23 protein-coding genes and 1 pseudogene are annotated in these 25,354 nt (G+C 36.3%); 15 read left to right on the top strand and 9 right to left on the bottom strand.

Annotation, left to right across the window (positions count from 1 at the left end):
- Positions 1-209: 209 nt before the first annotated feature.
- The 4 genes from V4B17_RS05295 to V4B17_RS05310 all read right to left on the bottom strand — a co-directional run bounded on the left by V4B17_RS05295 (position 210) and on the right by V4B17_RS05310 (position 5,716).
- Positions 210-656: a flagellar protein FlgN gene (locus V4B17_RS05295; RefSeq protein WP_455479137.1), complete on the bottom strand. Its 447-nt coding sequence runs from the start codon at positions 654-656 to the stop codon at positions 210-212.
- Positions 657-4,400: 3,744 nt separating this feature from the next.
- Positions 4,401-4,631 carry a hypothetical protein gene (locus V4B17_RS05300; protein WP_455479138.1) on the bottom strand — a complete coding sequence of 77 codons (231 nt, stop codon included), beginning with the start codon at positions 4,629-4,631 and terminating at the stop codon, positions 4,401-4,403.
- Positions 4,628-5,257 carry a ParA family partition ATPase gene (gene parA / locus V4B17_RS05305; RefSeq protein ID WP_455479139.1) on the bottom strand — a complete coding sequence of 210 codons (630 nt, stop codon included), beginning with the start codon at positions 5,255-5,257 and terminating at the stop codon, positions 4,628-4,630. The genes V4B17_RS05300 and parA overlap by 4 nt, the downstream gene beginning before the upstream one ends.
- 327 nt (positions 5,258-5,584) lie before the next feature.
- Positions 5,585-5,716, bottom strand: a complete 132-nt coding sequence (locus V4B17_RS05310; RefSeq protein WP_455479140.1) for a hypothetical protein — start codon at positions 5,714-5,716, stop codon at positions 5,585-5,587.
- Between the two features lie 457 nt (positions 5,717-6,173).
- Between V4B17_RS05310 and V4B17_RS05315 the strand changes: the two are divergent.
- Positions 6,174-6,478, top strand: a pseudogene (locus V4B17_RS05315) (beta-lactamase hydrolase domain-containing protein).
- A 201-nt stretch (positions 6,479-6,679) separates the two neighbouring features.
- Here V4B17_RS05315 and V4B17_RS05320 read toward each other — a convergent pair.
- Positions 6,680-7,702 carry a bifunctional riboflavin kinase/FAD synthetase gene (locus tag V4B17_RS05320; RefSeq protein ID WP_455479141.1) on the bottom strand — a complete coding sequence of 341 codons (1,023 nt, stop codon included), beginning with the start codon at positions 7,700-7,702 and terminating at the stop codon, positions 6,680-6,682.
- The gene (locus V4B17_RS05325) at positions 7,702-8,547 is read right to left on the bottom strand and encodes a TIGR01459 family HAD-type hydrolase (RefSeq protein WP_455479142.1); all 846 of its coding nucleotides are present in this window, start codon (positions 8,545-8,547) and stop codon (positions 7,702-7,704) included. The genes V4B17_RS05320 and V4B17_RS05325 overlap by 1 nt, the downstream gene beginning before the upstream one ends.
- A 1,985-nt stretch (positions 8,548-10,532) precedes the next feature.
- Between V4B17_RS05325 and V4B17_RS05330 the strand changes: the two genes are divergently transcribed.
- The 3 genes from V4B17_RS05330 to V4B17_RS05340 all read left to right on the top strand — a co-directional run bounded on the left by V4B17_RS05330 (position 10,533) and on the right by V4B17_RS05340 (position 11,870).
- Positions 10,533-10,823 (top strand): EexN family lipoprotein, encoded by a 291-nt coding sequence (locus V4B17_RS05330; protein ID WP_455479143.1) that lies wholly within the window; start codon positions 10,533-10,535, stop codon positions 10,821-10,823.
- 104 nt (positions 10,824-10,927) lie between these two features.
- Entirely contained in the window at positions 10,928-11,155 is a 228-nt protein-coding gene (locus V4B17_RS05335; protein ID WP_455479144.1) for a hypothetical protein, read from the top strand.
- A 568-nt stretch (positions 11,156-11,723) separates the two neighbouring features.
- The gene (locus V4B17_RS05340; RefSeq protein ID WP_455480192.1) at positions 11,724-11,870 is read left to right on the top strand and encodes a type IV secretion system protein; all 147 of its coding nucleotides are present in this window, start codon (positions 11,724-11,726) and stop codon (positions 11,868-11,870) included.
- 781 nt (positions 11,871-12,651) lie between these two features.
- Here V4B17_RS05340 and V4B17_RS05345 read toward each other — a convergent pair.
- The 3 genes from V4B17_RS05345 to V4B17_RS05355 form a co-directional block, all read right to left on the bottom strand.
- Entirely contained in the window at positions 12,652-12,759 is a 108-nt protein-coding gene (locus V4B17_RS05345) for an EexN family lipoprotein (RefSeq protein ID WP_455479145.1), read from the bottom strand.
- A 218-nt stretch (positions 12,760-12,977) separates the two neighbouring features.
- A complete protein-coding gene (locus tag V4B17_RS05350) occupies positions 12,978-13,112 on the bottom strand; it encodes a hypothetical protein (protein ID WP_455479146.1) in 135 nt (44 codons plus the stop codon).
- Between the two features lie 695 nt (positions 13,113-13,807).
- A complete protein-coding gene (locus V4B17_RS05355; protein ID WP_455479147.1) occupies positions 13,808-14,551 on the bottom strand; it encodes a hypothetical protein in 744 nt (247 codons plus the stop codon).
- 366 nt (positions 14,552-14,917) lie between these two features.
- Between V4B17_RS05355 and V4B17_RS05360 the strand changes: the two genes are divergently transcribed.
- From V4B17_RS05360 to V4B17_RS05410, 11 genes are all read left to right on the top strand, one after another.
- Positions 14,918-15,232, top strand: coding sequence for a TrbC/VirB2 family protein (locus V4B17_RS05360; protein ID WP_455479148.1), 315 nt, complete (start codon positions 14,918-14,920; stop codon positions 15,230-15,232).
- The gene (locus V4B17_RS05365; RefSeq protein WP_455479149.1) at positions 15,233-15,544 is read left to right on the top strand and encodes a type IV secretion system protein VirB3; all 312 of its coding nucleotides are present in this window, start codon (positions 15,233-15,235) and stop codon (positions 15,542-15,544) included. It abuts the gene before it with no gap.
- The gene (locus tag V4B17_RS05370) at positions 15,541-17,904 is read left to right on the top strand and encodes a VirB4 family type IV secretion/conjugal transfer ATPase (protein WP_455479150.1); all 2,364 of its coding nucleotides are present in this window, start codon (positions 15,541-15,543) and stop codon (positions 17,902-17,904) included. The genes V4B17_RS05365 and V4B17_RS05370 overlap by 4 nt, the downstream gene beginning before the upstream one ends.
- Entirely contained in the window at positions 17,901-18,347 is a 447-nt protein-coding gene (locus V4B17_RS05375) for a type IV secretion system protein VirB5 (protein ID WP_455479151.1), read from the top strand. The genes V4B17_RS05370 and V4B17_RS05375 overlap by 4 nt, the downstream gene beginning before the upstream one ends.
- Positions 18,334-19,290, top strand: coding sequence for a type IV secretion system protein (locus tag V4B17_RS05380; RefSeq protein WP_455479152.1), 957 nt, complete (start codon positions 18,334-18,336; stop codon positions 19,288-19,290). The genes V4B17_RS05375 and V4B17_RS05380 overlap by 14 nt, the downstream gene beginning before the upstream one ends.
- A gap of 186 nt (positions 19,291-19,476) precedes the next feature.
- Complete coding sequence (locus V4B17_RS05385) at positions 19,477-19,800, top strand: type IV secretion system protein VirB7 (RefSeq protein ID WP_455479153.1); 324 nt, start codon at positions 19,477-19,479, stop codon at positions 19,798-19,800.
- Positions 19,790-20,458, top strand: a complete 669-nt coding sequence (locus V4B17_RS05390) for a virB8 family protein (protein ID WP_455479154.1) — start codon at positions 19,790-19,792, stop codon at positions 20,456-20,458. The genes V4B17_RS05385 and V4B17_RS05390 overlap by 11 nt, the downstream gene beginning before the upstream one ends.
- Entirely contained in the window at positions 20,455-21,321 is an 867-nt protein-coding gene (virB9, locus tag V4B17_RS05395) for a P-type conjugative transfer protein VirB9 (protein ID WP_455479155.1), read from the top strand. Before V4B17_RS05390 ends, virB9 begins: the two co-directional genes overlap by 4 nt.
- Complete coding sequence (virB10, locus tag V4B17_RS05400; protein WP_455479156.1) at positions 21,314-22,486, top strand: type IV secretion system protein VirB10; 1,173 nt, start codon at positions 21,314-21,316, stop codon at positions 22,484-22,486. The genes virB9 and virB10 overlap by 8 nt, the downstream gene beginning before the upstream one ends.
- The gene (gene virB11, locus V4B17_RS05405; protein ID WP_455479157.1) at positions 22,483-23,553 is read left to right on the top strand and encodes a P-type DNA transfer ATPase VirB11; all 1,071 of its coding nucleotides are present in this window, start codon (positions 22,483-22,485) and stop codon (positions 23,551-23,553) included. The genes virB10 and virB11 overlap by 4 nt, the downstream gene beginning before the upstream one ends.
- Before the next feature lie 222 nt (positions 23,554-23,775).
- Positions 23,776-25,293, top strand: a complete 1,518-nt coding sequence (locus tag V4B17_RS05410) for a BID domain-containing T4SS effector (RefSeq protein WP_455479158.1) — start codon at positions 23,776-23,778, stop codon at positions 25,291-25,293.
- The last annotated feature ends 61 nt before the right edge of the window (positions 25,294-25,354 follow it).

Raw genomic sequence — 25,354 nt, forward strand, 5'->3', positions numbered from 1 at the left:
AAAAGCCCTATATGAAGATCATCTGATATCAAAGCAAAGACAACCTCTAATCAACAAAACAGCAACGCACACGCCCCTTTTTTCAAGAATGATCTGCATTTATAGTCAGAGGTAATTTCTTTTGCATGAGCATCAAAATTTCATAAATTATCAAACCAAATATTAAAGAGGCGGAGCTGCTAAATAAATCCATATGTTACGTAATTATTTTATCGTTTAGATCGTTCCGCATTAACCGAAACTGAATCCTCAATGCTATCTGTTTCTTTTGTACGAGAAGATATCTGCACAGCTTGTGAAAGATCATTGACTGCGTCCAAATGCATTTGAAGCAATTCGCTATTACGGTTTAATTTTTCTTGCAAATCTGCCAACAAACTCTCAACTTCATCTTCAATATCTTTATTCATATAGCGTTTCATATCACCTATAGATTTATTAAGGTCACGTAACCCACGTATTTTACATAAATTTATTTCTTCATAATCAGGAACACCACTGCTTTCTAGCATATTGCTTTCATAATCGACCACTTGTGCTAGCCCTTTAACGGCTGCGACAAACTTTGTCATTGCCCAATCACGATCAATAAGAGTGTTATCCAGAACTTTCGCTTTTGATGAAAAACTATCATCACCATATTGCACCACAGACATTTTCTTCCCCTTCAATGTTATTGTTCAATCTTTCTCTCAAATAAAGGAGACTAAACAGCTTTTCTTCCATGCTAGCACAGTAAATTGAACCCATTATGCCAATATTTCTCCAACAACAGCACAATAACCTTCAACGCATTGAAATATTTCTTTTGCTTTTCTCCCCAATTACCACTGGCGCGATACCAATTCACCAAAATGCTGTAAATCATCAAATTACCACGCAGTGGATATCAGAAATCTACAAATTTATTCTGCCCATCTTAAGAAAAGCGACAACGCGCCGACACCAAGCATATGCACTAAAAATTTGGTGCACATGAAAGAGCTAACCTCTTTAAAAGATTTTAACACTTCACTCTCCTCAGCCCTCAACTTCACCACACACCTGACATGCTAAATGCCTTTTGGCACTTCGCAGGATCAGTTTGCATTCATTCAGAAAAACCTACCTTCTTGCTTACTCTACTGTTCACACGCACAGCATTTTGCACACACAACAAAAGAACTTTCTGAACACAGTCACGCAACAGTATAAAAAAAACAACTTAGAATAATCAATGATTGCCCCTTTTTTAATTGTCATTCGCTTTTCTTTGCAACGAACGACTATATAGGATTTTAGAAACCCTTTCAAGAGTTCATAAAAAAACGTATAGCTCCATAATCTTCTCGCAGATTCTTTTTACTCCATAATGTGCAATTCACTATTAATATCGCTTTTACACTCACTCGATACATAAAAGAAAAAATCATAGGAACAATAGTTCTGTCTGTAAAACAAAGCTTCTACTGCGATCCCTCCATTCTCAACACTCAAGATGAGTGCTATACTACTGCCCATTTTCTTTAATAACCATATTGGATATTTTTCATAAAGCAGTCTTAGCGAATTTTATTATGACTTAAAATCAAGCGGAAAATTTGTATAAGAAGCGTTTTTTTGCCACACAGTACCTGCAAAAAATAAAGAAACACGACAAATCTTTACTTTTTTCATGTCCAACAGTGCTAAAATGCCTCAAACCATCATAAGAAAAAATTTTTAGCTTGCCGAGCACACTGCATCAGCATATATTACATCCTGTAATATAATGTTATTTATAAAATTGATGCCACAAAGAACAGAAAGAGGTTCTTAATGGCTGAGATAATAAAAGCTTCTATACTTTATTCAACATTGATTATCATCATCAATACTGTTGTCGTTTTAGCCATCGTGATAGAGATGCTGTAAGCATACTCTTTTAAGTTTGTGTTATAATCTTTGCAAATGAACACCTGAACACCCCGAATTTTTATAAAATCCAAGAAAAATTTAAATTAACAACATGCATCGCGTATCAATTTTAGCTGTCACTTCCAATGCTTCTCGTATTAACCTTTGCCTTATGCGCACATTTTTAACAATGAGACTTAAGTTTCTACGGTAAGTCACACTTATCCTACTAAATTGCCCCCTCCCCTCTTTTTTTCTAAAATACTGAGTTTCTTCTCTCTACCAGTCTATATCTGTAATAAGATTAGTGTTTCTCAAGTAGTCTTCACATTGCCCATCAATGACACGCTTCGTTTCATAAGTCTACAAGATAAATACTTCCCTAAACATCTCATCCAACTTTATATTTCTACGCTGAGTTGATGCAAAAAAAACCGAAGAAAAAGAGAGATACCATTGTTTCAAATATGCATAAATATGCTCCATCACCGTACTGAAAAAATACTTTACGATATTATAGATAATCTTGTCATTTTTTCTCAATAAAAAGCAAAAACAAAAATAACCAAAATTCATTGGATTTTAATAAAATGTATTGGTGTATATCTTGTACTTATATTACTTTAGATGCAGATTTGTTTTCTTTCATAATATCTAATAATTACTTGTATTCAAAAGAGAAAAAATTGTACAATACATAGGAAATTTTTACTTGCTGAAATCTATATCTTTTTTTGTTTAAGTCAAAACAATATTGCCCACAATTACCTTTATTTATAATTTCACTACCATCTCGCTGTTCTCCAGATTCAGAAGCGTATGAATCCAATTCATTTATTCCTCTTACCAATCTCTGACCCAAACTTTCCAATAAAAATTCAACGACAGATGCTATGAGATGCTGACAATTCTTAGATGATAACCGTAAAGACGGTTCCATCTTTTTACATTTCTGTATCCATTCTTCCACCAATCCTCTATCTTTTCTAAACTATTCTACGCTATAAATTTTTTCACAACCAGCAACACCAAACCCGGTGCAAAGCAGAAGTGCTGTAATGATAACTTTCTTCATAAATAAATTCCCCTTCTGTCTTTGAATTTAATAAAATAATGTGTTTCACATAATCTCTATATCGTTTTGGGAATACTTCCTTTTTATGAATATTCGCAGTTTCAATGTGTGTGTGATGAATTCAAGAGCAACTTAGCTGAGCAAGATTTGCGTTCATCATACTATCTACACATCTTCTCATTGTGTTTAAAATTTTTGAAATTCAGCAAAGCTTGGTGCTTTTTACTATTAAGCAACACAAATATCTTTGATGATAAGCATTTATAATGCCTATCATCATTGCAAATTGTTAATAAACAAAAATAACACCTATTCAGTCAACCGATTGCACTCTTACCATTCTCAAATCATCGGAAAAACAAAGAAAATTTTGATACAATTCTCCCATGCACTTTAAAAATGCCAATAAAAATACTTAAAAAACAGCCTCATACATCTCAACAAAACTAAGAAATCAAGCTGTATTTCCCTAAGCGCTCATGGCAATAACATAAAATAATGCAAAACTGTACAACAACACAAATACAAAAATAATATCAATAGAAGGATAAATAATTTCTTTTGTGTATTTGCTGTACTTAAGAAAGAGAAAATTTCACAAAGTACCTCTATCAGTAACTGAATTGGTTATTTTCAGCTCTTCTTTGAACTTTAATATAGTTTAAACAAATAATATATATGAAAATTTGTCATCACTACCTTTTTTATTACAGTATTAAATCTTTTGTAATAAAACGAATAAGTAAGAACTTTACATATTAAAAATATTATCAACACAATTTTCTAAAAATTATACGAATCTCTAGAGGGAAAAATCTGTGTTAACTTTAAAGTGGGCACATCTATAAATAAGAAATGAAAAAAGAATTGTTCGTAATATCCAATTATACGGTTCTGAGTTCTGCAAAACACAGCTTTTTACATTACAAATGATACTAACCAACCATAACAAAGGGGGGATGCTTTTATCCGCAGGGAGTTTATATCAAAAACAATTGATATCACTTTTAAATGAAACGTGTGTCATTAAATAGGTTCACTGTGTGCAATTTTTATTTACAAAGTTGATCTTGCGAGCTTGAATCTTACAGAAAACATAATAGTAAAATTCCATATACAGATTCAAATCAAACGTATCCCTCTGTCTATTTGAGTATCACAACAGTCTTTCTTTTCATTACCACAATAATATGTTTCACATAAAAAATGCTCACTTTTATTCATACCATGCAATATTTATGCTCTAAGAATAATATGGCTTACGTTCTCGTACATCACAAAATAACCAGCCAACATCAGATTTATTCAATACAACTATTTGAAAAGATGCAAAAGAACAGAACAATGGAATGCACGATCACAACACATCCCCACCAAATCTTCACCCACAATATCTGCTTCTTTAGAAAAGAAATCACACCAATAAAAACGCATTATTGTATATCATATTTCACACTTTTCCATATTTCTGTGAAAGTAATTCGCGGACTTCATCTGCTATTTTTGTTCCACGACTTGCACAACTCATCTTAATCAAACGATGCAGACTTTCCGGCACATCAATTGTAAGACGCTTCATACCTCCATCCATACATCCTTTGTGGTTTTCCACCCATGCATCAGCTGTTAAAGGAATTGATTTATTGGTTGGTTTTGTGCCAATCTTAATTTTTTTATTCATCGTGCTAACTCCTTTATTTCCGCTGAAACAGCCTCAATCTCTGCTGCCGCCAGTCCTTTCTTATCAATTTCATAGACAGCCTTCCCCTGTGCCGCAGCTTCTGCAAAAATTACGCGCTGCGCAACGCTAGAAGAAAGGACATGTATAGGATACGCTCCAAGTGCTTCTCCCACATCACGCCCTATCGCTGTATTGACTATTTTACGATTAATAACAAAAGCAGATTGCAAATTTTCTTTATAGACGCGTGCTTCGTCAATCAGCTTTACAATTCCGTCGGCCGCCCAAATATCATATGGACTAGGCTGTACAGGAATAAGTGCCAAATCCGAAGCCATAAGAGCGCTGCGCGCAAGATCTGTCACGCGTGGAGGACCATCAATAATGATATGATCATAATTATGAGCAATCTGTGTAATTTCTTTGTGAACCGTTGCGCGTGGTAGACCGACAACCGAAAATAAAGGGTCACCTTCACGGGCAGCAGCCCAATCCAATGCACTCCCTTGCGGATCAACATCAATAAGCAACACACGTGCTCCAGTACGTGCGAAGCTAGCAGCAAGGTTCACACTCAGCGTAGTTTTTCCCCCCCCCCCTTTTTGATTCAAAAGTCCAATGATCATGAATTGCGCCTTTTAGATTTATCGTTTTTACGATTATACAGAAAATAAAAGAGGAGGCAAGCATCCAGAACAAGCAAAACAATCACCTCCCCTATTTCACGATAAAAGCTGCAAACAATGTATCAATCCGCTACTAAATGCCTGAAAAAACTCCTCGCTTTACAAGCTGATACAACAAACTCAAAGAAAAAAATCATATTTCTCGGAACACCGGTACCCTCCATTGAGGACGTAAATTTAAATCCATGTTACGTACACTGAGCGAAGCTACCTTCGCCAAAAAATCGGCTGATATACAGATACTTCATAAAAATTGAGAAAAAACATTTAGAACTGAATCATCTCTTTTGTTTTGTCTTCTTCACTGAAAACCAATCTTTCTGTAAAAACCTCCCGCATAAATACAATCACACCTACAGTGCAAACGACAGCATCATAACTCCATAGTAAAACCATCATGATATGAGCCCCTTTCTATATTACAAGTACCCTTGTATTAAAATAATTAGCCAATTAGACAGGACTTTTTCTAAAAAATTTTTATCTACCTGCTCATTTCTTTGATAACGTGAAAGTAAACGCTTTTCTTGATTGGTATAAGGGGGGAGAGAAACACAAAAAATACATCTCCCTTAAAAAGCACTCAGCACTTCAATATAAATCCAACAATTAAGCAACACAGGATAGAACAATAAACGTGTTGCAGATAAGATAATCCTACACATCATTGTTTATTTTTATCAGCCAGGTTCATTCTTCTCAACAAAGGAAAGATTTTTTCAAGATACCATAAAAAAGATCTCACCTTCATAATATAATTTCAGCATAGCAGAAAACATCATGAAGAAGCCTCTATTGAGAATAAACAAAGATAAACTTACAACAAATTGACCCTACTATTTTTATCAGCGCCTAAATTATCGTCAAAAACATAAAAACATTAGTATAGGCTCACTTTAAAACGATTATCTGTAACCGCCTCAATTAAGAAAATCCTCATAACCTGATTTTTCTACCATTAAAACAACAGCGCAGGAATGCGGCATAAAAGCACATTATATTCCCATCGTACCGCCTACCATAAAAAAATCAGATATTGAAATCATGAAAACAATTTTAACAACAGCTTCCACACCTCTTGTCGCTTACTTTCACCAAGGAACACGCTCGATGCATCTTTATCATTTAGCTTATTCTTTAAGCACTTATCTTAACGGATAAGAAAGAAATAAGCAGTAAATTCTTAAACTATAGCACAAGCCATAAAATTTCATAAACTTGTGAAAAAGATAAAGACAATGCCTAAATCAGAACTTCAAACATTTGTTTCTGCCACAAAACAACGAAAATCTCACATATTTCATGACGTTTTAGAGTATATTTTTGTAATCATAATCAGTTTAAGTGCTATTTTTGCCGCTCTTACATCTTTTTCAGATCATCTAGGGGCATATTTTTAAAAGTAAGTAACCTATCTAACTGCGACAATGGTTGTATTGTCGTCAAAATTTCTTTTGCTGCTTTTTCATCACGTTTCATTTGTGCAACTAAAAGCTCAAGCCCATCAAATTTTTCTTGCCCTCGCAAAAACTGTAAGAAAGAAACGGTGCAACTTTCTCCATAAAGGTCGCCGTTAAAATCAAACAAATAAGTTTCCAGAAGCGGCACTCCATCTTTAAAAACCGTCGGACGACAACCAAAACTTGCAACCCCGTCATGCAAAACGCCGCTAGCACGACGCAATCGTACCGCATAAACACCATGCGCTAAACTGACTTGAGGAGGTAAAATCTGATTAGCGGTAGGAAATCCCAAAAGGCGGCCGAGTTTTTTTCCCTGAACAATACTTGATCGTATCCGATAATGATACCCTAATAAATGAGCTGCGGTTCCCACCTGACCCTGTGAGAGGACCTTACGAATAAAACTAGAGGAAATAATCGATTGTTGCAGACCATGTGTATCAGATACACAAGGAATTTGAACAACCTCAAATCCATATTCCTCTCCCCTTTGACAAAGAAGGTGTGAATTTCCACTTCTCTGGCAACCAAATTGAAAATTTTCACCTGTTACCACACCGGAAACATTAAAAGTTTGTTTTAAAATCACATTGATAAATTCATCTGCTGAAAGAGCAGCGAAATGCGCATCAAACGGCTGTTCAATCACACCATTAAACCCGAGGATTTTAAAAATTTCAGCTTTTTCAGCAGCTTCTGTCAAGCGATCGACCGGATCTAATGGTTGAAAAAAATTTCTTGGATGTGGTTCAAAAGTTAGAACAACAGCGGGCTTATTTTTTATGCGCGCTAAATCAAGCGCTTTTTGGAGCATCTCCTGATGGCCACAATGAACACCATCAAAATTTCCAAGTGCCAATATTGCTCCTCGCCAAGCCAGAGGAAACATATGAACCCCCCGAAGACGCAAAAAATCAGACATTACTGAAGTGCCCACATTACTGCTTTTGGCTGATAGCCATGACGTTCAATAAAAGAGTGCAGAGCTTCTTTATTCACCACACCGTCTTGCATATAGTCATAACGATGAATACCCCCCGCAATATAAAGTACATCAAGACCAAAATGGATTGCACCTTTGACATCGGTCAAAAGACCATCGCCAATAGCCAAAACCTGACTTTTTTCCACTGTACCACGAATTTTTTGAAGTTTTTCAAAGGCACACTCATAAATAGGTGCGTGAGGTTTTCCAGCAATACGTACCTCACCCCCTAATTGCTGGTAAAGACGCGCCAATGCACCAGCGCACCAAAACTCCTGATTTCCACAATGTACAACCACATCAGGATTGGCACAAATAAAAGGCAAATTCCGCATCCGCATGCGATGAAACATATCCTTATAAGCGGAGGGTTCTTCATCAAGATCTTCAAGAAAACCACTACAAACCACTACAGAAGCTTCCCATTCCTCAACCAGTTCACACTCTAACCCCTCAAACAACATCAAATCGCGTTGCTGACCAATGAAAAAAACTTTACGCGGCGCAGCGCGAATGAGATCACGCGTCACATCCCCTGAAGTGATAACGGCATCATAATAAGCATTATGAACATTCATGCTTTGCAATTGAGCAACGACATTTTCCCGCGGTCGAGGTGAATTGGTCAAGAAAACAACATTTTTTTCCATCTGTCGAATTTTGTGCAACACTTTCAATGCTGATTCAAATGCGTGCACACCATTATGCACAACACCCCAAACATCACAAAAGACAGCATCATAATGCGCTATAACGTCATCAATATGGGTGAGTTCATTCATGTTGCACCTGTTTATATGTTTACCATTTATCACAATGTCTCTTACTTCAAAACTGCTTATCTGAAGATAACTATTCTGTCATCTTCTTTCTCAACACCGTATTTCTCTCCTCTTCATCAGTTCACATCGTACATATAAACCATGAAAATAGACCGTGAAAAATGATAAAATAAATAGGTTAGTAAGTGATGCACAATTTTGAATTTCCTCATATCAAAAGCTTATAATTTTACAATTCTACTTCCACTAATAACAACTTTAATTCTAAAAATTACTGTATTAATACAATTATTTAAGTGAAATACTCAAATTCTTATTTTGAAAATGAACGAATAAATATTTTCATAAAAAATTTCCCAAAAGAGAAATCCCCGCTTCCTGAAAGGCAAATCACTTGAGTACAAACTGAACATACAAGATACAAAATACGCGCCATTATTTATGCAATACATTGGCTTTGAAGCCTAAAAGCATGCCATAGACTTATTCAAGATTGCTTAATATTTTAGATTTCATTGTTTCAAATACTCTATTACCATGAACAAAAAAAGATCACCGTAAGCAACAAAACTATTCAACGATGAGTTTTCGACGTTTTTTAAACAAAAATCTTCCTCTGTACTTCAAAGAATCACTATTCCACTTACTTTTTTGCTTTTCTTACAATCTTTAAGGATCAAAGGAATTATAAGTGCCGCTAGCTTTTCTCCAATCTTTTAGCTGATCAAATCTGCTAGTCCATAATCCACTTTGTGCCTTTTGCGCAGAAAATTGTAAACTTTTATAATCTGCTGGCGAAAAAATGATACTGATCTTTTTATCAAAACCACCCTACCTTCCGCAAGCCCTAAGCACACAAGATCAATCCCATCAACAAAACACTGCAGATAACACTCCGTTGAATGATACGCTCTTTCCGATAAATAACATTTTTACCCATCTTTTTTTAGAAAAAACCCATTGTAACAAAGCATTCCCCTTTTCCATGTTGACACCTTAATCCCATTGCGTAAGATAAGTTGCCGTATTTCACGGGTTTCAATGCCATATAACCACATAGTGCCGAACAATTATTTTTTCTCAACCTCTCACTTCAAGGGCTTTATCTGTTGATGCAATCATTTTAAAATGAATACCGCTTGTTACCTTTATCAAACTTAGACAGGCAGGAACTTTTTTTCAAATAATTGCGTTCATAATGATTGTGAAGAAAGTTCATCTCTTATCTATTCATACTAAAAAAATATTACAATTAAACAGCAGTGTTTATTCTTTTTTTCCGCTATATAATCTCTTTATTAACTTATAATAACGCTTAGAGGAAGAGTTAAATAAGCAACTAGTTTACTGAGGTTTGCGCTTTACAAAACTTATTTTTCCAGGACATCATGATTACAACCCTGTTTTTTTGCGCAGAGATTCTCGTTATTAATTGCAAAAACCCGTAGCGTAGCAGAATTGAAGAAAGATAAAAATTACGCAACGAATGAGCTGTAAAGTGTGAAGAACAAAGGGAGATCTGTGAAGCCGTTTCAAAATTATAAAAGTACTGAACAAGCACTTAGTGAACTTTTTATGGCGCACTAAAAAATTGTGCTCAAGCCTTGTAAAACTAAAAAATGTAGGGAAATTGATCATGAACAAAATCATCATCACCACACAGCTACTTTGCACAGAATTTATCACAACTGGTTATGAAAAAAACTACAGTGTAGTAGAATTTAAAAAATGATCCCTTAAGTAAGGGAGTTTTAATGGAAATGTTCAGCTTCTAATAACTATAAAAATTGTCAAAATGTGCAACAAGCCGCTAAAGAACTTGATGAAAAACATTCTAAAAAAGCTCTAGAAAAATAAATAAGAGACGAGAGGAACAAGAAGCAAAAGAACAAGCTAAAAAACAAGTTGTGAGTTAAAGGTCTATTACAGCGAAATTTTAAAAATTTTTCTAAAACCTTGTAAAACTGAAAGAAGGGGAATTAATTATGAATAAAATCATTATCACTACACTGCTGCTTTGCGCCGCAATTATCACAGCTGGATGTGAAAAAACCTACAGTGTAGCAGAATTTAAAAAAGATAAAAAATTGATGGAAGAATGGGGAAAAAAGTGTGAGAAGATGGGATTATCTTCTCTAAAAACACCCAAAAATTGCCAAAATATCATGCAAGCCGATATGGAACTTTTTCAAGAGCATCATAAAAATCTTGTAAAAGAACATCTTGGAGACGATCAAGAACAAACAAAATCTGAAAAGAAAGCGGATAGTAATTAAATCATAAATAAAATTATTGTCACTACACTGCTGCTTTGCACTACAATTATCACAGCTGAATGTAAAAAAACTTACGGCATAGCAGAGTTTAAAAAAATCCAAAGTTGATGGAAGAATGGAAAGTAAAGTGTGGATTCACAGAAACTTCAAAAAATTATGAAAACATGCGTTTGACAGGAACGGAACTTGAGAAGAAACGTCAGGCAGAAGTTGCAGAACATAATCGCAAACTATATGGAGAATTTAAAGCCAAAATAGAGGCTAAACTTGAAAAAATTGAAACTGACACTAGTAGATTACGAGCCATGACAAGAAGCAAAACAGCACGCTAAAGAAAAAAACAATTAAATTATAAAAACACATAATGCGTAGCGGAGCATCTAGACAGCAATAAGGACCAAAGGCGCATTTGCTTATATAGACAATACGTTGATAAAACCATTTACAAAAATAATGGATAACACCATTAAAATCCTTTCATCAAGTTTAGGTGCTCCGCTTAAGATATCTTGTGCAATTTATATTGTATTGACAAGGGTATAATATTATTTATGAGCATCCTTCCATACCCTTATGGAAGTTTATGCAAACTTGGCATCATTGTAGTACTTGCCATAAACGTCGCTCACCACAATACACGAGTCAGGAACATATTTTTCAATGATCTGCCCAATACCATTGCAAATATCACAAAATGAGCATCCTAAGAGAAAAATGTATGAGATAATATGATGAATAAAGTTCCTGCACACGTTGTTGATGGAACAGACAAAACAAGATGGAACGTTGGTAGGTTTTTTGTTGCCTGAATACCGGTCTATATACTTAATTATTGTTACCTGTTTTTATATAATTGGTTTTATCATCTCGTTATTGATTAAGCCTGGTTGATTTCTTGTCCTGTCAGTAGAACCATTCTTCATAAGCCTCTATATATTTTTAGAAACCAAAAAGTTTACAGAAGCATGGCTAAATCAAACAGTAAACTCCGCCATTTTACAGGCACTAGTTGTGTTGCTTGTGACCCATATGTTGATCTTTCAATGACCATCTTTTCAAACAATGTTCTGGATATGATAATTACCTTAACCCAATTTTCTCTATAGAAAGTTAAAGTTGCGGCATTTTGCTTTTCCTCAAACCACCTGAAATAGCATCACTTTCACTTCCTATACTACCTTAGATTCTTAAGGACAAGTCTCTTTTTTCTTCCAATTTTATGTGATCTCTTTCACAAAATTATACGAGCAAGCCCTACCTTGGATATCAACCACGCTCTCTCATAAAAACCACATGCATAAAGCCCTATAACTTGCATCACTACCCTAAAATGGTGTTTTACAACACAACAAGATAAGCATTCATGAGCATTTTTAAAAATGTGCTCCTCCCCACGCTGTATCTACTCTCTTTATCATAGACGATGGCACTTAATATGCCTGCTATAAGTACTTGGTATCTGCTATAAATTCCCAAATGCTCCACTAACCCTATCATAAGAGAACGCTACCTAATTCTCCCGTAATCATGATTCTCAAAACAAACAATATTATTGCGAATACGGCCTTGAGAGATCGTCTGAAATGAAAAATAATGGAAATTTCTACTACAAAAATTAAAAAAACTACTATCAATTGAATAATAGCCTCTTTATTTTTGGGATTGTGTATAACACTTTACTGTTGAAGTGTATATTTGTTAAAATTTATTATCGCAATCTGTATAATTAAGCTATTCTGATAAAAACATTTCAGTATCTGCTTTAAAGACATTTTTGACAATTTTGAGATTTTTTAACAGATAGTCCTGAAAGAAAACTTTTCTTTCCTCATTCTTTTCTTAATTTTGCATCTTTCTTAAATTCATCCACGCTGTAAGTTTTCTCACAACCCACCACAAATAATAGAACTGTATATAATAAAATAAATTTTTTCATTTTTGTCCTCTATAAATATCTTATTTGCTAATATCATCTTTCAAGAATCATCTTGAATTTTCACACCGCATGAGGAACAGATTTTATTGCTACTTTCTTGCTTGCATAGTGAACGCTATGAGTAAAACAATCAAAAAAAGCTTACGAAAGTCATCATATAATTTTGTCATAAAATCCAATAAAAAAGAAAGAGAAAAAACTGACCGTAAATGGCCAAATTACAGTGCATATTGGTGCTTTTGCACCGACCAAAACATCACAACAAGAACTGTAGCCAATCCTACAAAACCCATAATCATTACAATGCTTAGTATTACACTCAATGGACCACGAAGCCACAAAAGGAAAAGCACTAGCTCCTTTTGCCCCATTGTTATCTTGGTCGCTATATTCCCCTCCCCTGAACGTTTAAATGGGAACACCCAAAGCATATAGAAAAACAACAAACGATAAAAGTTATTCTTACGAAACTTCCTTCATAAAAACTTCAGGATTCATTTGAGATCCATCATTTGGAAAATTAGCCTTAAAAGCAGATAATTTTATATGGCATCTTAGTAAGCTATACTACAGATTGACTCTTTTTTAAAAAGTAAACAGCATTACCCTAATACCGAAGGTAAAAATTCCAGTTTAAAAAACTTTTCGCTATAAGTTTTTTAAACCCATGATAAAATGTTCTATCAGTCCTCTTGAACTTTACACCGTTTTGGAGACTGTTTATTTTTTACTTTACATTTACCAATTCTTCTTTAGTAATCTTGCTTGTTTATCGTTTTTTGTCTTCTTGCCTTCTCTTTAAAGCACAAGTAAATACTGAAAAACTTTTCTAGTAATAATGACATTCTACTTCTCTTGTCTTGTAAACACACAGACAAAAACATAGAGAGGCTGTTTTGAGAACAAATGTATCTTAAAAATGGATGTACTATCAAGTCCACCTATATAAAAAAAGATACAAATATTCTTACAGTTTATTCAAATGTACCCTCTGGTGCATTTCAATTCACTTTGTAAGGTGTGTAATTAAACATCAAGTAAATCCCGATCAAAAATCAGCAAAAGGATTGTAAGATCCATTGTCACGCCGCCATCGTGAAGGTTCAATGAAATCACTTGACCAAATACCAATTTTGTTGCTGCGTGCTGCTTCTTCAGCACTACGATACTGTACCGGAATAGGATTTTTACCCTCTTTTGAAAGCACCAACATCCCCTCTGCAAGGCCTATTTCAGCCAAATCAATGCCTTGAACAAAACATTGCGCATAAGAAATACCATTGTGCATAAAGACATGCTTACATGATAAATTCTGACCAAGTGTTTTTGTGACCAGCCAAGCCGTTGTAACTGCACCACATGGCCATTCTTGATCGTTTAATTTTGCTTTTTGACGCGGTGCACAAGTATCCACACCATAGAGATGAATATTGCGCGTAATATGCGTACGCCAAGATTGCGCAACAGGAGTAAACAAATGAAGTGTGACACCACTAGTAACAGATGCCATACCATGAAAAATATCCGCATCGTGCAGTAAAACATTGTTCTGCGACTCATAAATTGGTTCACTTTTTTCTAATTGCTGTTTAATGATGGGTTTTGTTTGCTCTTTTTTTTCGAAATGCGTATCAACAATATCTTGGATATTTGACATCGTAAATACCTCGAGAGCACCCGAGCCCATTGTATCTTTATATTGGCTTATCCCCCATAAGGCAGAGCCCATAATGTAAATAATAACGATGAATTTAAACCGCACCCGCTTCATAAAGCCTATCAAAAAATTCATTTTCTCTACCTTTGAAATTTTTATCAACAAATCACCCATTCTTTGAAGGGGAAATTTTCCATAGAATATATTGAATATATAATACATTTTGTAATATATTTTCCATCCTTAAAGTATTTTATATTGCCTTTTTGAAAAGAATATATAACTTAAAATTGCCATTTTCATGTAACAGAATCTTAAAATGGAAGTTTTTTGTCTCTCGAAAGAGGAATTTTTACAGGCGAGCAAAAATCACTATCGAGGCTTTGTGAAAACAATAGCTGAAGGGTGTTCTGTATCGTCAGTCATCAGGAAAAAGAATTCTTCAACTGTTAGGGACAAAAGGATATTAAAAGGCGAATAATTCTTGTCAAGAGAGGTACAATGACAAACACTATATCAGAAAACATCATGTTTATCATTATTATGCTGCTTTTAGCCACAATCATCATATCAAATCCCTCTTACGCCTCTAGTGCTGCTACTGATTTTGGGAGTCTTGATACCGTTTTAGATAAAATTGTTAAAATGATGACGGGAGGAACAGCACGGCTCATTGCGATTATATGTGTTGCTGCTGTGGGTATTGGTTGGATGTACGGCTTTATTGATTTACGCAAAGCAGCTTACTGTATTATCGGCATTGGTATTGTATTTGGGGCACCCACTATCGTTACTAAATTAACGGGTACATCGTAAATGAACGAAGATACTCTTTTCCTTGCCTGTACACGACCGGCCATGTTTGCTGGTGTTACAATGGAAGCTATGGCTCTTAATGTTATGGCGACGTCTGTTCTTTTTATTCTAACAAGTGGGTTTACCATGATTGGTCTTGGTGTTGGGATGCATTTTGTTTTACGCGAAGTGACAAAATATGATCACAACCAGTTTCGCGTATTATTTGCTTGGCTCAATACCCGAGGAAAACAGAAAAATCTCAACAGGTGGGGAGGAGGATCTACATCCCCATTGCGCCTTATCCGCACCTATGAGGAACTGAGAAGATGAGACAGACATCAATCGCAAAAAAGGAATCTTTGCCTGAAGAATACATTCCCTATATACGCTACGTCAACCAACACGTCATTGCGTTGAATTCGCGTTGCTTGATGACTGTGATAGCTCTTGATGGTGTAAATTTTGACACTGTAGATATTGATCAATTAAACTCCTTACATAATCAATTAAACACCCTCTTGAAAAACATCGCAGATGAACGTGTTGCGTTATATTCTCACATCATCCGCCGGCGCGAAATGCTTTATCCAGAGGGTCGTTTTCTTTCGTCTTTTGCAGAGACGCTAGATGAGAAATATAAAAAGAAAATGGTTTCACAAGAGCTTTATAGAAATGATCTTTTTGTTTCACTGCTCTGGAATCCAGCATCAGATAAAACTGAACAACTCGCTTCATTTTTTCAGCGATTAGCAAAAGCGAAGAAAACGCAATCTGAACCAGATAGTGAAGCTATTCGAAAACTCGAAGAGTTAAGTCAAGATTTTATACAAGGTTTAGAAGTTTATAACGCACGCCTCTTGTCAATTTATGAACATGATGGCATTTTATTTTCTGAACAAAGTGAATTTCTACACCAATTGGTGGGAGGAAGGCGTGAGCGTATTCCTCTTACATTTGGCACCATCGCATCAACGATTTATTCAGATCGTGTGATTTTTGGTAAAGAAATTATCGAAATTCGCCATGAAAGCCATGAACGATTTGTTGGCATGTTTGGGTGGAAAGAATATCCATCTAAAACACGCCCAGGTATGGTCGATGAATTGCTTACAGCACCGTTTGAATTTATTTTAACACAGTCTTTTGTTTTTAAGAGTAAAGCAGCTGCCAGTGCCGTTATGAGCCGTAAACAAAATCAAATGATTAATGCAGCTGATCGTGCCAGCTCACAAATTGAAGCGCTTGATGAAGCACTGGATGATTTAGAGTCGAACCGTTTTGTTTTGGGCGAGCATCATCTCTCTCTAGCCGTTTTTGCTGACCATCCAAAAATGTTAGCTGAGAACTTATCAAAGGCACGCTCCCATTTAACCAATGGTGGAGCAGTTATAGCCAGAGAAGATTTAGGATTAGAAGCTGCATGGTGGGCACAACTACCTGGAAATTTTAGCTATCGTGCGCGATCTGGAGCCATTACCAGCAGAAATTTTGCAGCTTTATCACCCTTCCATTCTTTTCCTGTTGGTAAATTGAACAACAATGTTTGGGGATCTGCTGTAGCATTGCTAAAAACACAAGCTGGTTCACCTTATTATTTTAATTTTCATTATGGTGACCTTGGTAACACCTTTGTTTGCGGTCCATCGGGATCTGGTAAAACCGTAATTGTTAATTTTCTTCTTGCACAATTACAAAAACACAATCCTACAATGGTTTTTTTCGATAAAGATCAGGGTGCAGAGATTTTTGTGCGTGCTGGAGGTGGAAAATATAAGCCTTTAAAAAACGGCATCCCCACTGGCATTGCGCCGTTAAAAGGTATGGAATACACTGAAAAAAACAAGGTCTTTCTTCGTAACTGGGTCTTAAAGCTCGTTACAGCTGAAGGTCAAATGGTGACAGAGGAAGAGCGACAAGATATTGCAAAAGCCATCGATTCCTTGGAAAGCCTGCCACATGCACAACGCTCTCTTGGTGCTCTTCAACTGTTTTTTGATAACACGTCAAAAGAAGGAATTGCCATACGTTTACAACGCTGGATAAAAGGCAATGCTTTAGGATGGGTTTTTGATAACGATCAAGATGATCTCAATTTAAACGCGCAGTTCATTGGTTATGACATGACCGATTTCTTAGACAATGAAGAAATTCGGCGCCCCTTGATGATGTATCTGTTCCATCGTATTCTTGATCTTATTGATGGACGGCGCATTATTATTATCGTTGATGAATTTTGGAAAGCGCTTGAAGATGATTCATTCAAAGCTTTTGCACAAGATCGCTTGAAGACGATCCGCAAACAAAATGGTATGATGCTCTTTGCAACGCAAAGCCCAAAAGATGCCTTAAATTCGACAATCGCACACACGATTATCGAGCAATGTCCTACTCAAATATTTTTTCCAAACCAAAAAGCAAATTACCACGATTATGTTGAAGATTTCAAACTGACTGAGCGTGAATTTGAACTGATACAGTCGGAGTTAAGCAGAGAATCTCGCCGTTTTTTAATCAAACAAGGACAAAACTCTGTCGTTGCAGAACTCAATCTACGCGGAATGAATGACGAGATCGCCGTCTTAAGCGGTACAACTAAGAATATCGAACTTATGAATCAAATTATCAGTGAATATGGAACAGATCCTGACAAATGGTTGCCCATATTTCATCAAAGGAGAGAAAATCAATGAAAAAATATTACTTAATCACACTATTATTTTTGTCTTCTGTCTCTCATGCGATGTCACAAACTACCCTCGATGTAGATGAGTATTATAAAAACGCATTAGAAAGCACACAAAAACTAAACACTGCAAGATCAGAGACGGCTGAAACTATTTATGCAAGTACAAAGACATCTACAGAAAAAATCAAGGAAATAAGTGATAAACTTACAAATACAAAATTACAAGAAAAGCCTAAATCCGAAGAACTTCAAGCACTTCAAATAGAGTTAGCCATTCTTCATGCGGATCTTCAAGTGAACGCTTTAAAGCTTCAATCCCTAGCGATGATACAAGCAAAAGATACAAAATCAAAAGAAGAACTTCGTGAGGAAGAAGTACAGAAAAGGCATAAAGATATTGAAGAAAAGTTAAGAAAAAAAATTGAGAACTCTGATGTCCGACTTTAGTTTTGCCCCATTTGAAAGCATTTCTGGATATATTTTAAGCCCGCTCAATAGTGCAATGAATTCAACAGTGAGTGGGTTGTCTTCTGCTATTGCGGCACCACTTAATCTTGCCTCGATCATTTTCATCTTTCTGTATGGTTATAATGTTATGACGGGTCGCACTGCCCTTTCAATGAATAATCTTCTCAACAATGTCGTTAAAATCGTTGTTGTAACGACAATGGCGACGAATGCGGATACATTTAACGTCTATGTCAAAGATATCTTCTTTAACGATTTGGCGAACGCCATTGGAAATGCACTCAATGAAAATCCCACGAAATCCAATGTTTTTGATTTTATTTTATTAAAAGCAAGTCTTCGCTACCAAGAGGTCTTATCTAAAGCTTGGTTTCTTGAAAAAATCATGGTTGGTCTTCTAGGATGTTTGATGATTCTGGCTGTTATCGTCTTTTGTATAGGCGGTTTTATTGTCCAAATGTTTGCACAAGTTGCACTTGTGATGGTCATAGGTCTTGGGCCTCTGTTCATCAGCCTATATTTATTTAATGCAACCAGAAAATTTACTGATGCATGGATTACGACATTGGTCAATTTCACCATTTTGCAAGTTTTGGTGATCATGTTAGGAACGATTATGTGCAAAGTTATCATGAGCGTTCTCAATGGCACGTATGATTCAATCTATTTCCTTTTTCCCCCTGTTGTTGTCATCTCGATAGTGGGAGCCATTCTCTTCCGGGCACTTCCTGGGCTTGCTTCTGCACTCTCTTCTGGTGGACCATACTTTAACGCTGGTATATCTACAGGAGGACAGTTTTTCACGATGCTCTCCAGTGGCGCTCAAGCTGGTAAAAATATGGCAAAGAGTGCGGCCTCAAAACTTTCTGGTGCCGCAAGCACCGCAGCAAAAATGGGAGCTCGAGGACGTGGTCGATTTTAATATCAGACAGCCATGATTTTTGTCTTCACACTGAATGCGTGCTCTATGCACGCATTGTGTGGGATATTTGATACTCTTAAGTTTAATAAGGCTAACTAAAATATTTCGCCGCACGGATTTTATGAGATTGTTCAGTGCAAAAGTGTCTCTATGTGTTGTATTCTACAGTATTTGTGAGTTCAAAAAATGAAACAAAAAATAATTTTTTTTATGATTCTAACCATCACCATTACCGGTTGTACCTCTCTGAGTGGCTCAAAAAAACCACCACGATGTAAAGGCAAACATGTCCGCGTTTTAAATAGAGATAAGTGGGATTGGAACAATAAAGGCATGAAAAATATCAGTTTAGAAAAAAAAATTGTAACGCCTGTCACAACACCCATCATCGTCAATACCTTGAAAAGTGAAAAAGCAATCGCTGACGTAACACCTAATACCACTTCATTAAATCCCGTAAATCACGAAACGCTCTTTGATAAAACTGTGGAGGTCCCACGTGAAAAGTGATGCATTTGAGGAATATATAAAAGAAGCACGTTCATTCGATATTGATCGCATGCATGGCATGCGAGTGCGGATGAAAATTGCCATGGCTTTAACGGTGCTTTTTGGATTAATGACGGTTGCTTTAGCTTTAGCTGTGGCAGCATTAACACCTTTAAAAACCGTAGAACCTTTTGTTATCCGCGTCGATAATTCAACAGGCATTGTTGATACAGTCAGTGCATTAAAAGAGGCTCCCAACAATTATGATGAAGCCATAACACGCTATTTCGCCAGCAAATATGTTCGTGCACGTGAAAGTTTTCAATCATCAGAGGCAGAAAACAATTTTCGCCTGGTCTCTCTTTTATCTTCACCACAAGAACAGAACCGTTTTGCCAAATGGTATGCGGGCAATAATCCAGAAAGTCCACAAAATATCTATCGCAACATGGTTGCTACAGTCACAATCAAATCAATCTCCTTTTTAAGCAAAGATCTCATTCAAGTGCGTTATTATAAAACAGTAAGAGAACTTAATGGAAAAGAAAATATTTCCCATTGGATTTCGATTTTAAATTTTTCCTATATTAATGCACAGATTTCAACGACGGATCGCTTAACAAACCCACTTGGCTTCCAAGTATCGGAATATAGATCAGATCCAGAGGTGATACAATGATCAGATTTTCAAAAATAATCTTTTTAGCTTTGATTGCCGCAATAAGTTGTCGTATAGCTTTATCATTTGCAGAAACAGCTCCTGTGAGTGCACGCAAAGACAATCGTATCAGATTTGTTAATTATGATCCCTACAATGTCACACAAATCATAGGCTCTATTCGTTCTTCGGTTCAGCTTGAATTTGCCGATGATGAAGAAGTGACCTATGTGGGAATTGGCAATTCTGTTGCTTGGCAAGTTGCACCAGCCGGCCACTTTGTTTTTTTAAAGCCCCGTGAAGTTCAACCTGTCACAAATTTACAAATTGTCACAAGTCGTCAAGATGGGACAAAACGGTCTTATCAGTTTGAACTCAAAGTACGTGAAGGCGATGTTTCAGCAGGAAATGAGACATATTTCTTGGTAAAATTTCGTTATCCAGAAGATGAAGCCTTGCGCAAAAAATTAGCCGAAGCAGCAAAGGCCGCACAACACGAAGAAAACTTTGTCAATGATGTTTTAGATATCCATGAAGATTTTGGACCACGTAATTGGGCTTATGAAGCCCAAGGTTCAGTTTTAATTGAGCCTGCTTCTGTCTATGATAACGGTAAAACAACAACTTTTACATTTTTGGGCAATAAAGAAATTCCAGCCATTTATCTTGTTTCACTTGATGGGCAAGAATCTCTCGTTCCAAAATCCATTAAAGGTAACAAAGTTATTGTTCATGCCACAGCTGCCCAATTTACTTTGCGCCGTGGGAATGACGTACTGTGTATCTTTAACAGAAGGTTTTTGCCTGAAGGGATTAATCCTGAAACTGGTACAACATCACCATCTGTACAACGTGAAGTGAATATAGGAAACCACCATGAATGACGAAATGGATGAAAAAGACATCAATGATCGTGATATGATAAAAGATGTTTACGGAAAAAAACAACAGAGCAATGTAGGTAAAGCAGCTGCTTTTTTCGTTCTTTTCAGTGTCTGTGCTTATTTAGCATATTCAACGCTTGTTACAGAAAAAAAACAATCCGTTGAGCTTCCAAAAGAGGGAATTATTCAGCAAACAGAAATTTTCCGCCCTGCACAACCAAAACCTATACCCATTGAGATAACTGAACAAAGCGATAGCGAACAAAACAATACTTTGTTGCCCAAGGTTGAGCTACCAACGCCCAAAATAGGTCAATCGAAGTCTGATAAATCGCTCATGGAGGCAGCACAACGTGCTCCTGTATTGGCCTTTGCAAACACACGGCAAGACAAAGCAAATATAGTGGCAGATAAAAGCCTTTTGCTCAACCAATCCGAAAACAAACCTGATGAAACAGCACAGCGCTTTAATCATCTCCTCAAACCAACAACCCTTGAAGGTGTGCGCGCTTCAACACTTGGAAATCGTAACTATATCATAGCGATGGGTGCTTCTATCCCTTGTATCTTAGAAACAGCAATCAGCAGTGATCAGCAAGGATTTACCAGTTGTATCATCTCCCGAGACATCTTGTCAGACAATGGTCGTGTCGTTCTTCTTGAGAAAGGCACACAAATTGTTGGTGAATATCGTGCTGGATTAAAAAAAGGGCAAAATCGTCTCTTTGTGCTATGGAATAGAGCAAAAACACCAAATGGTATCATTATCGCATTAGCTTCACCGGCAACAGATTCTCTTGGACGTTCTGGTATGGATGGAGATATTGATAATCATTGGTTAGAACGGATTGGATCTGCGCTTCTTGTATCAATTGTCAAAGATGCATCAAACTATGCGAAAGGCCGCTTATCACAAGAATCGGATAAGAGCGACACTGAAACAGTCTCTGCGGGACAAAATATTGCAAATATTCTTGTAGAGAATTATGCTAATATCCCCCCAACACTAAACAAAAACCAAGGAGAAATGGTTAATGTTTTTGTTGCTCGTGACTTAGATTTTTCCAATGTTTATAAATTAAAAGTGATCGAAAACAAAAAGCAAATCACCAATCGGGCACTTTCACGAAACTTCTATAAAAATTCTGCGGTGACTTTGAAATGAAACAGAATTTGCAAAATTTGCACGATGAAACAGTTGCAATTGTTTTAACAAAACTTGAACTAATTAGTGCTTTTCTGAAAGATAGCAGTCTTTTTGAAATTGTCATAAATCGTCCCTATCAGGTGATGACTGAAGGGACTGAGGGATGGACAACAATAGAAGTACCGACCCTCTCATTTAATGAGCTTATGGGGATTGCTAAAGTCGTCGCGTCCTATTCTAAGCAAAATATATCCGACAAAAATCCAATATTATCAGCGACCCTACCGGGTAATGAGCGTATTCAAATTGTTATTCCTCCAGCGGTGGAAAAAGACACTGTCAGTATGACAATTCGCAAACCATCATCACAGAATTTTTCTCTCGAAGATCTCGCAAATAATGGTCTTTTTTCGCTGTGTGAACAAGTATCCTTCACGCCATTAAATGAATATCAATCTCGTTTTAACGAACTCAAAACTACTGAGCACAATTTGGTAACTGCTTACTACAATAAGGATTTTATTTCTTTTTTAGATAAAGCTGTAAAATCCCAAAAAAATATTTTAATTTCCGGAAAAACCGGCTCTGGTAAGACAACACTATCAAAAGCATTAATCTCAAAAATTCCTAATGATGAGCGTATTATCACCATTGAAGATACACAAGAATTGGTTGTACCACAGCCCAACCATGTTTCTATGATCTATTCAAAAGATGGACAGGGTCTAGCCGCTGTTGGTCCAAAAGAATTGCTTGAATCTGCTTTACGCATGCGTCCTGACCGCATTCTTTTACAAGAGCTTCGAGATGGTACAGCCTTTTATTATATCCGCAATGTCAATTCAGGTCATCCAGGTTCGATTACCACAGTTCATGCTTCAACAGCTCTTGCTGCTTTTGAGCAAATGACTCTTTTAGTCAAAGAAAGCGAAGGTGGAGGCGATTTAGAGCGTGATGATATTCGAGGCTTATTGATTTCAATGATTGATATCATCATTCAATGTAAACGAATTGAGGGAAAATTTAAAGTCACAGAAATCTACTATGATCCATTCAAACAACGAAACATCTTTGGAGGACACTAAAAGGATGCCACACCTATAAAGAAGGCTTTTATCAAAGAACAATTAAAGAGAAAATAAAAGAAAAAACGCCGCAAAGCGATCAGTATAACCAGCAAAAACTGCATATCTGAAGAGTTAAGATTTCATTCTGAAATTCTTAAAATTTAGAAATACACGCGAAAGGGGATATTTTACCAGAGAAATTGAACATTCTTGTAGACAATATTATATTATAAGGAGATAATGATGCCAAAAGCAAAAGTAAAAACAAAAGGAGTTCCCTCACCCCATAATTACGTTTATCCTGGTACCAGCACACTCAAAAATAAATATGGAATACAAGACCCTGTTGTTTTGATGGATGCGTACGCGCGTAACGTAGGAGAAAGGATGGCTCGTCTTCGTGAAGAGCCAATGCCAGAGTCTTTTGATTCCTCCTATTTATGCTATATTCATAAAAAGTTGTTTTTTAGCTTATTTGAATGGGCTGGGCAACTACGTAATGTTCCCTTCACATTTTTAGATGGTACCGTTGCTGCCATGCCAGAAATGGTAGACTCCGAGTGGGGAAATGCTTTTGCAAATGGTGATGAAATCCACGAAAACTTACAAAAATTGGATCAAACGCTCTTCGAAAAGGATAATTTGCGGGGTTTATCGCGCAAAGAATTTGCCGATCAAGCAGCGAAATTATTTGCTTCTCTTCATCATACATGTCCTTTCAGGGTAGGTAATGGATGTACACAGGAATTATTTTTTGAAAATCTTGCAAAAATGGCAGGCCATCAGCTTGATTTTTCGCTTGCACCACAAGAAGATATAAAAATTGCCTGTATTAAAGCAAAGGAAAAAGGCGATCTAGAACCATTGAAAAGTTTGTTTGAGCATATCTCCAATCCGGAACGTATTTCAAGAAAACAAAGCCGTACAGAAACACAGCAAAAAAGGCATGTTGGCTCTGAACAACAAAAAACCTTAAAAAACGAGAACGAAGATATCTTTATGACTCAAAAAACTGAAAGTCTTAGCGGCGTTCTCATTCCAGGAAAAAAATTACCGCCGTTAATGAAAACTGAAATTAATACGATGGTAGAAGTGGATCCTAATGTACGTGCAAGTCAAAAAAAAATTCAAGCTTTATCAAAAACTGTTTATGGCAGCTCCAAAACGTTGAACAAAAAGATAGCGCAGATTTCTACAAACCTTATAAACCCATCATCTACTGCTTACAAACTTTCCAATCAGATCAAATCAGCACCTAGCTCTATTGCTAAGCTTGCAGGTATCAATTTCTGTGGACTGAAAAACTCGAGGCGCAAAATGGCCGAAAGAAGTGTGAAGGCACTCACTGACGAAATTGTAAATTTTTCGCTTACTGTAAGACATATTCAAAAAGAAATTATCAAAGATCATCAAAACGAACAAAGGCGCTGCGCGAAAGAGATCAGAATGCCAAGTAGCAACTTGCAAGATCTCTTTACCTTACCAAAAGAAATGCAGAGAAAAGCCTTAGAACAATCTGCTGTACTTTCCGAAGAACTCAATACTTTTGTAATAGCGCTCCATAACCGTCTCTCCACAGATGAGCAAAAAACAATCAAAAAGGAAGATTATAAGAAACTCGCTAAAATGATGAATCTATCAGAAGAGAAGGCACAACAAATTGCAAATGTCGCTCGGAATGCCAAAACAGCACATATGAATTCCCCAATACAAACGTATGTAGTAAACCGCTCAAAAGGGCTTGCCATAGCTAGCTGAAAAATATGCAATACTACTCATTCATTTAAACATGCGTGGGTAAAAGTTCTGTTTTAGCATT

The sequence above is a fragment of the Bartonella sp. B23 genome (assembly GCF_053793815.1).

What these genes read in the sequence shown, in the direction of transcription:
- V4B17_RS05370 (WP_455479150.1), top strand. Translation starts at nt 15,541, where the DNA reads ATGAGACAGACATCAATCGCAAAAAAGGAATCTTTGCCTGAAGAATAC.
- V4B17_RS05320 (WP_455479141.1), bottom strand. Translation starts at nt 7,702, where the DNA reads ATGTCTGATTTTTTGCGTCTTCGGGGGGTTCATATGTTTCCTCTGGCT.
- virB10 (WP_455479156.1), top strand. Translation starts at nt 21,314, where the DNA reads ATGAATGACGAAATGGATGAAAAAGACATCAATGATCGTGATATGATA.
- virB11 (WP_455479157.1), top strand. Translation starts at nt 22,483, where the DNA reads ATGAAACAGAATTTGCAAAATTTGCACGATGAAACAGTTGCAATTGTT.
- virB9 (WP_455479155.1), top strand. Translation starts at nt 20,455, where the DNA reads ATGATCAGATTTTCAAAAATAATCTTTTTAGCTTTGATTGCCGCAATA.
- V4B17_RS05300 (WP_455479138.1), bottom strand. Translation starts at nt 4,631, where the DNA reads ATGAATAAAAAAATTAAGATTGGCACAAAACCAACCAATAAATCAATT.
- V4B17_RS05375 (WP_455479151.1), top strand. Translation starts at nt 17,901, where the DNA reads ATGAAAAAATATTACTTAATCACACTATTATTTTTGTCTTCTGTCTCT.
- V4B17_RS05380 (WP_455479152.1), top strand. Translation starts at nt 18,334, where the DNA reads ATGTCCGACTTTAGTTTTGCCCCATTTGAAAGCATTTCTGGATATATT.
- parA (WP_455479139.1), bottom strand. Translation starts at nt 5,257, where the DNA reads ATGATCATTGGACTTTTGAATCAAAAAGGGGGGGGGGGAAAAACTACG.
- V4B17_RS05410 (WP_455479158.1), top strand. Translation starts at nt 23,776, where the DNA reads ATGATGCCAAAAGCAAAAGTAAAAACAAAAGGAGTTCCCTCACCCCAT.
- V4B17_RS05345 (WP_455479145.1), bottom strand. Translation starts at nt 12,759, where the DNA reads ATGAAAAAATTTATTTTATTATATACAGTTCTATTATTTGTGGTGGGT.
- V4B17_RS05360 (WP_455479148.1), top strand. Translation starts at nt 14,918, where the DNA reads ATGACAAACACTATATCAGAAAACATCATGTTTATCATTATTATGCTG.
- V4B17_RS05310 (WP_455479140.1), bottom strand. Translation starts at nt 5,716, where the DNA reads ATGATGGTTTTACTATGGAGTTATGATGCTGTCGTTTGCACTGTAGGT.
- V4B17_RS05325 (WP_455479142.1), bottom strand. Translation starts at nt 8,547, where the DNA reads ATGAATGAACTCACCCATATTGATGACGTTATAGCGCATTATGATGCT.
- V4B17_RS05365 (WP_455479149.1), top strand. Translation starts at nt 15,233, where the DNA reads ATGAACGAAGATACTCTTTTCCTTGCCTGTACACGACCGGCCATGTTT.
- V4B17_RS05385 (WP_455479153.1), top strand. Translation starts at nt 19,477, where the DNA reads ATGAAACAAAAAATAATTTTTTTTATGATTCTAACCATCACCATTACC.
- V4B17_RS05355 (WP_455479147.1), bottom strand. Translation starts at nt 14,551, where the DNA reads ATGAATTTTTTGATAGGCTTTATGAAGCGGGTGCGGTTTAAATTCATC.
- V4B17_RS05330 (WP_455479143.1), top strand. Translation starts at nt 10,533, where the DNA reads ATGAATAAAATCATTATCACTACACTGCTGCTTTGCGCCGCAATTATC.
- V4B17_RS05295 (WP_455479137.1), bottom strand. Translation starts at nt 656, where the DNA reads ATGTCTGTGGTGCAATATGGTGATGATAGTTTTTCATCAAAAGCGAAA.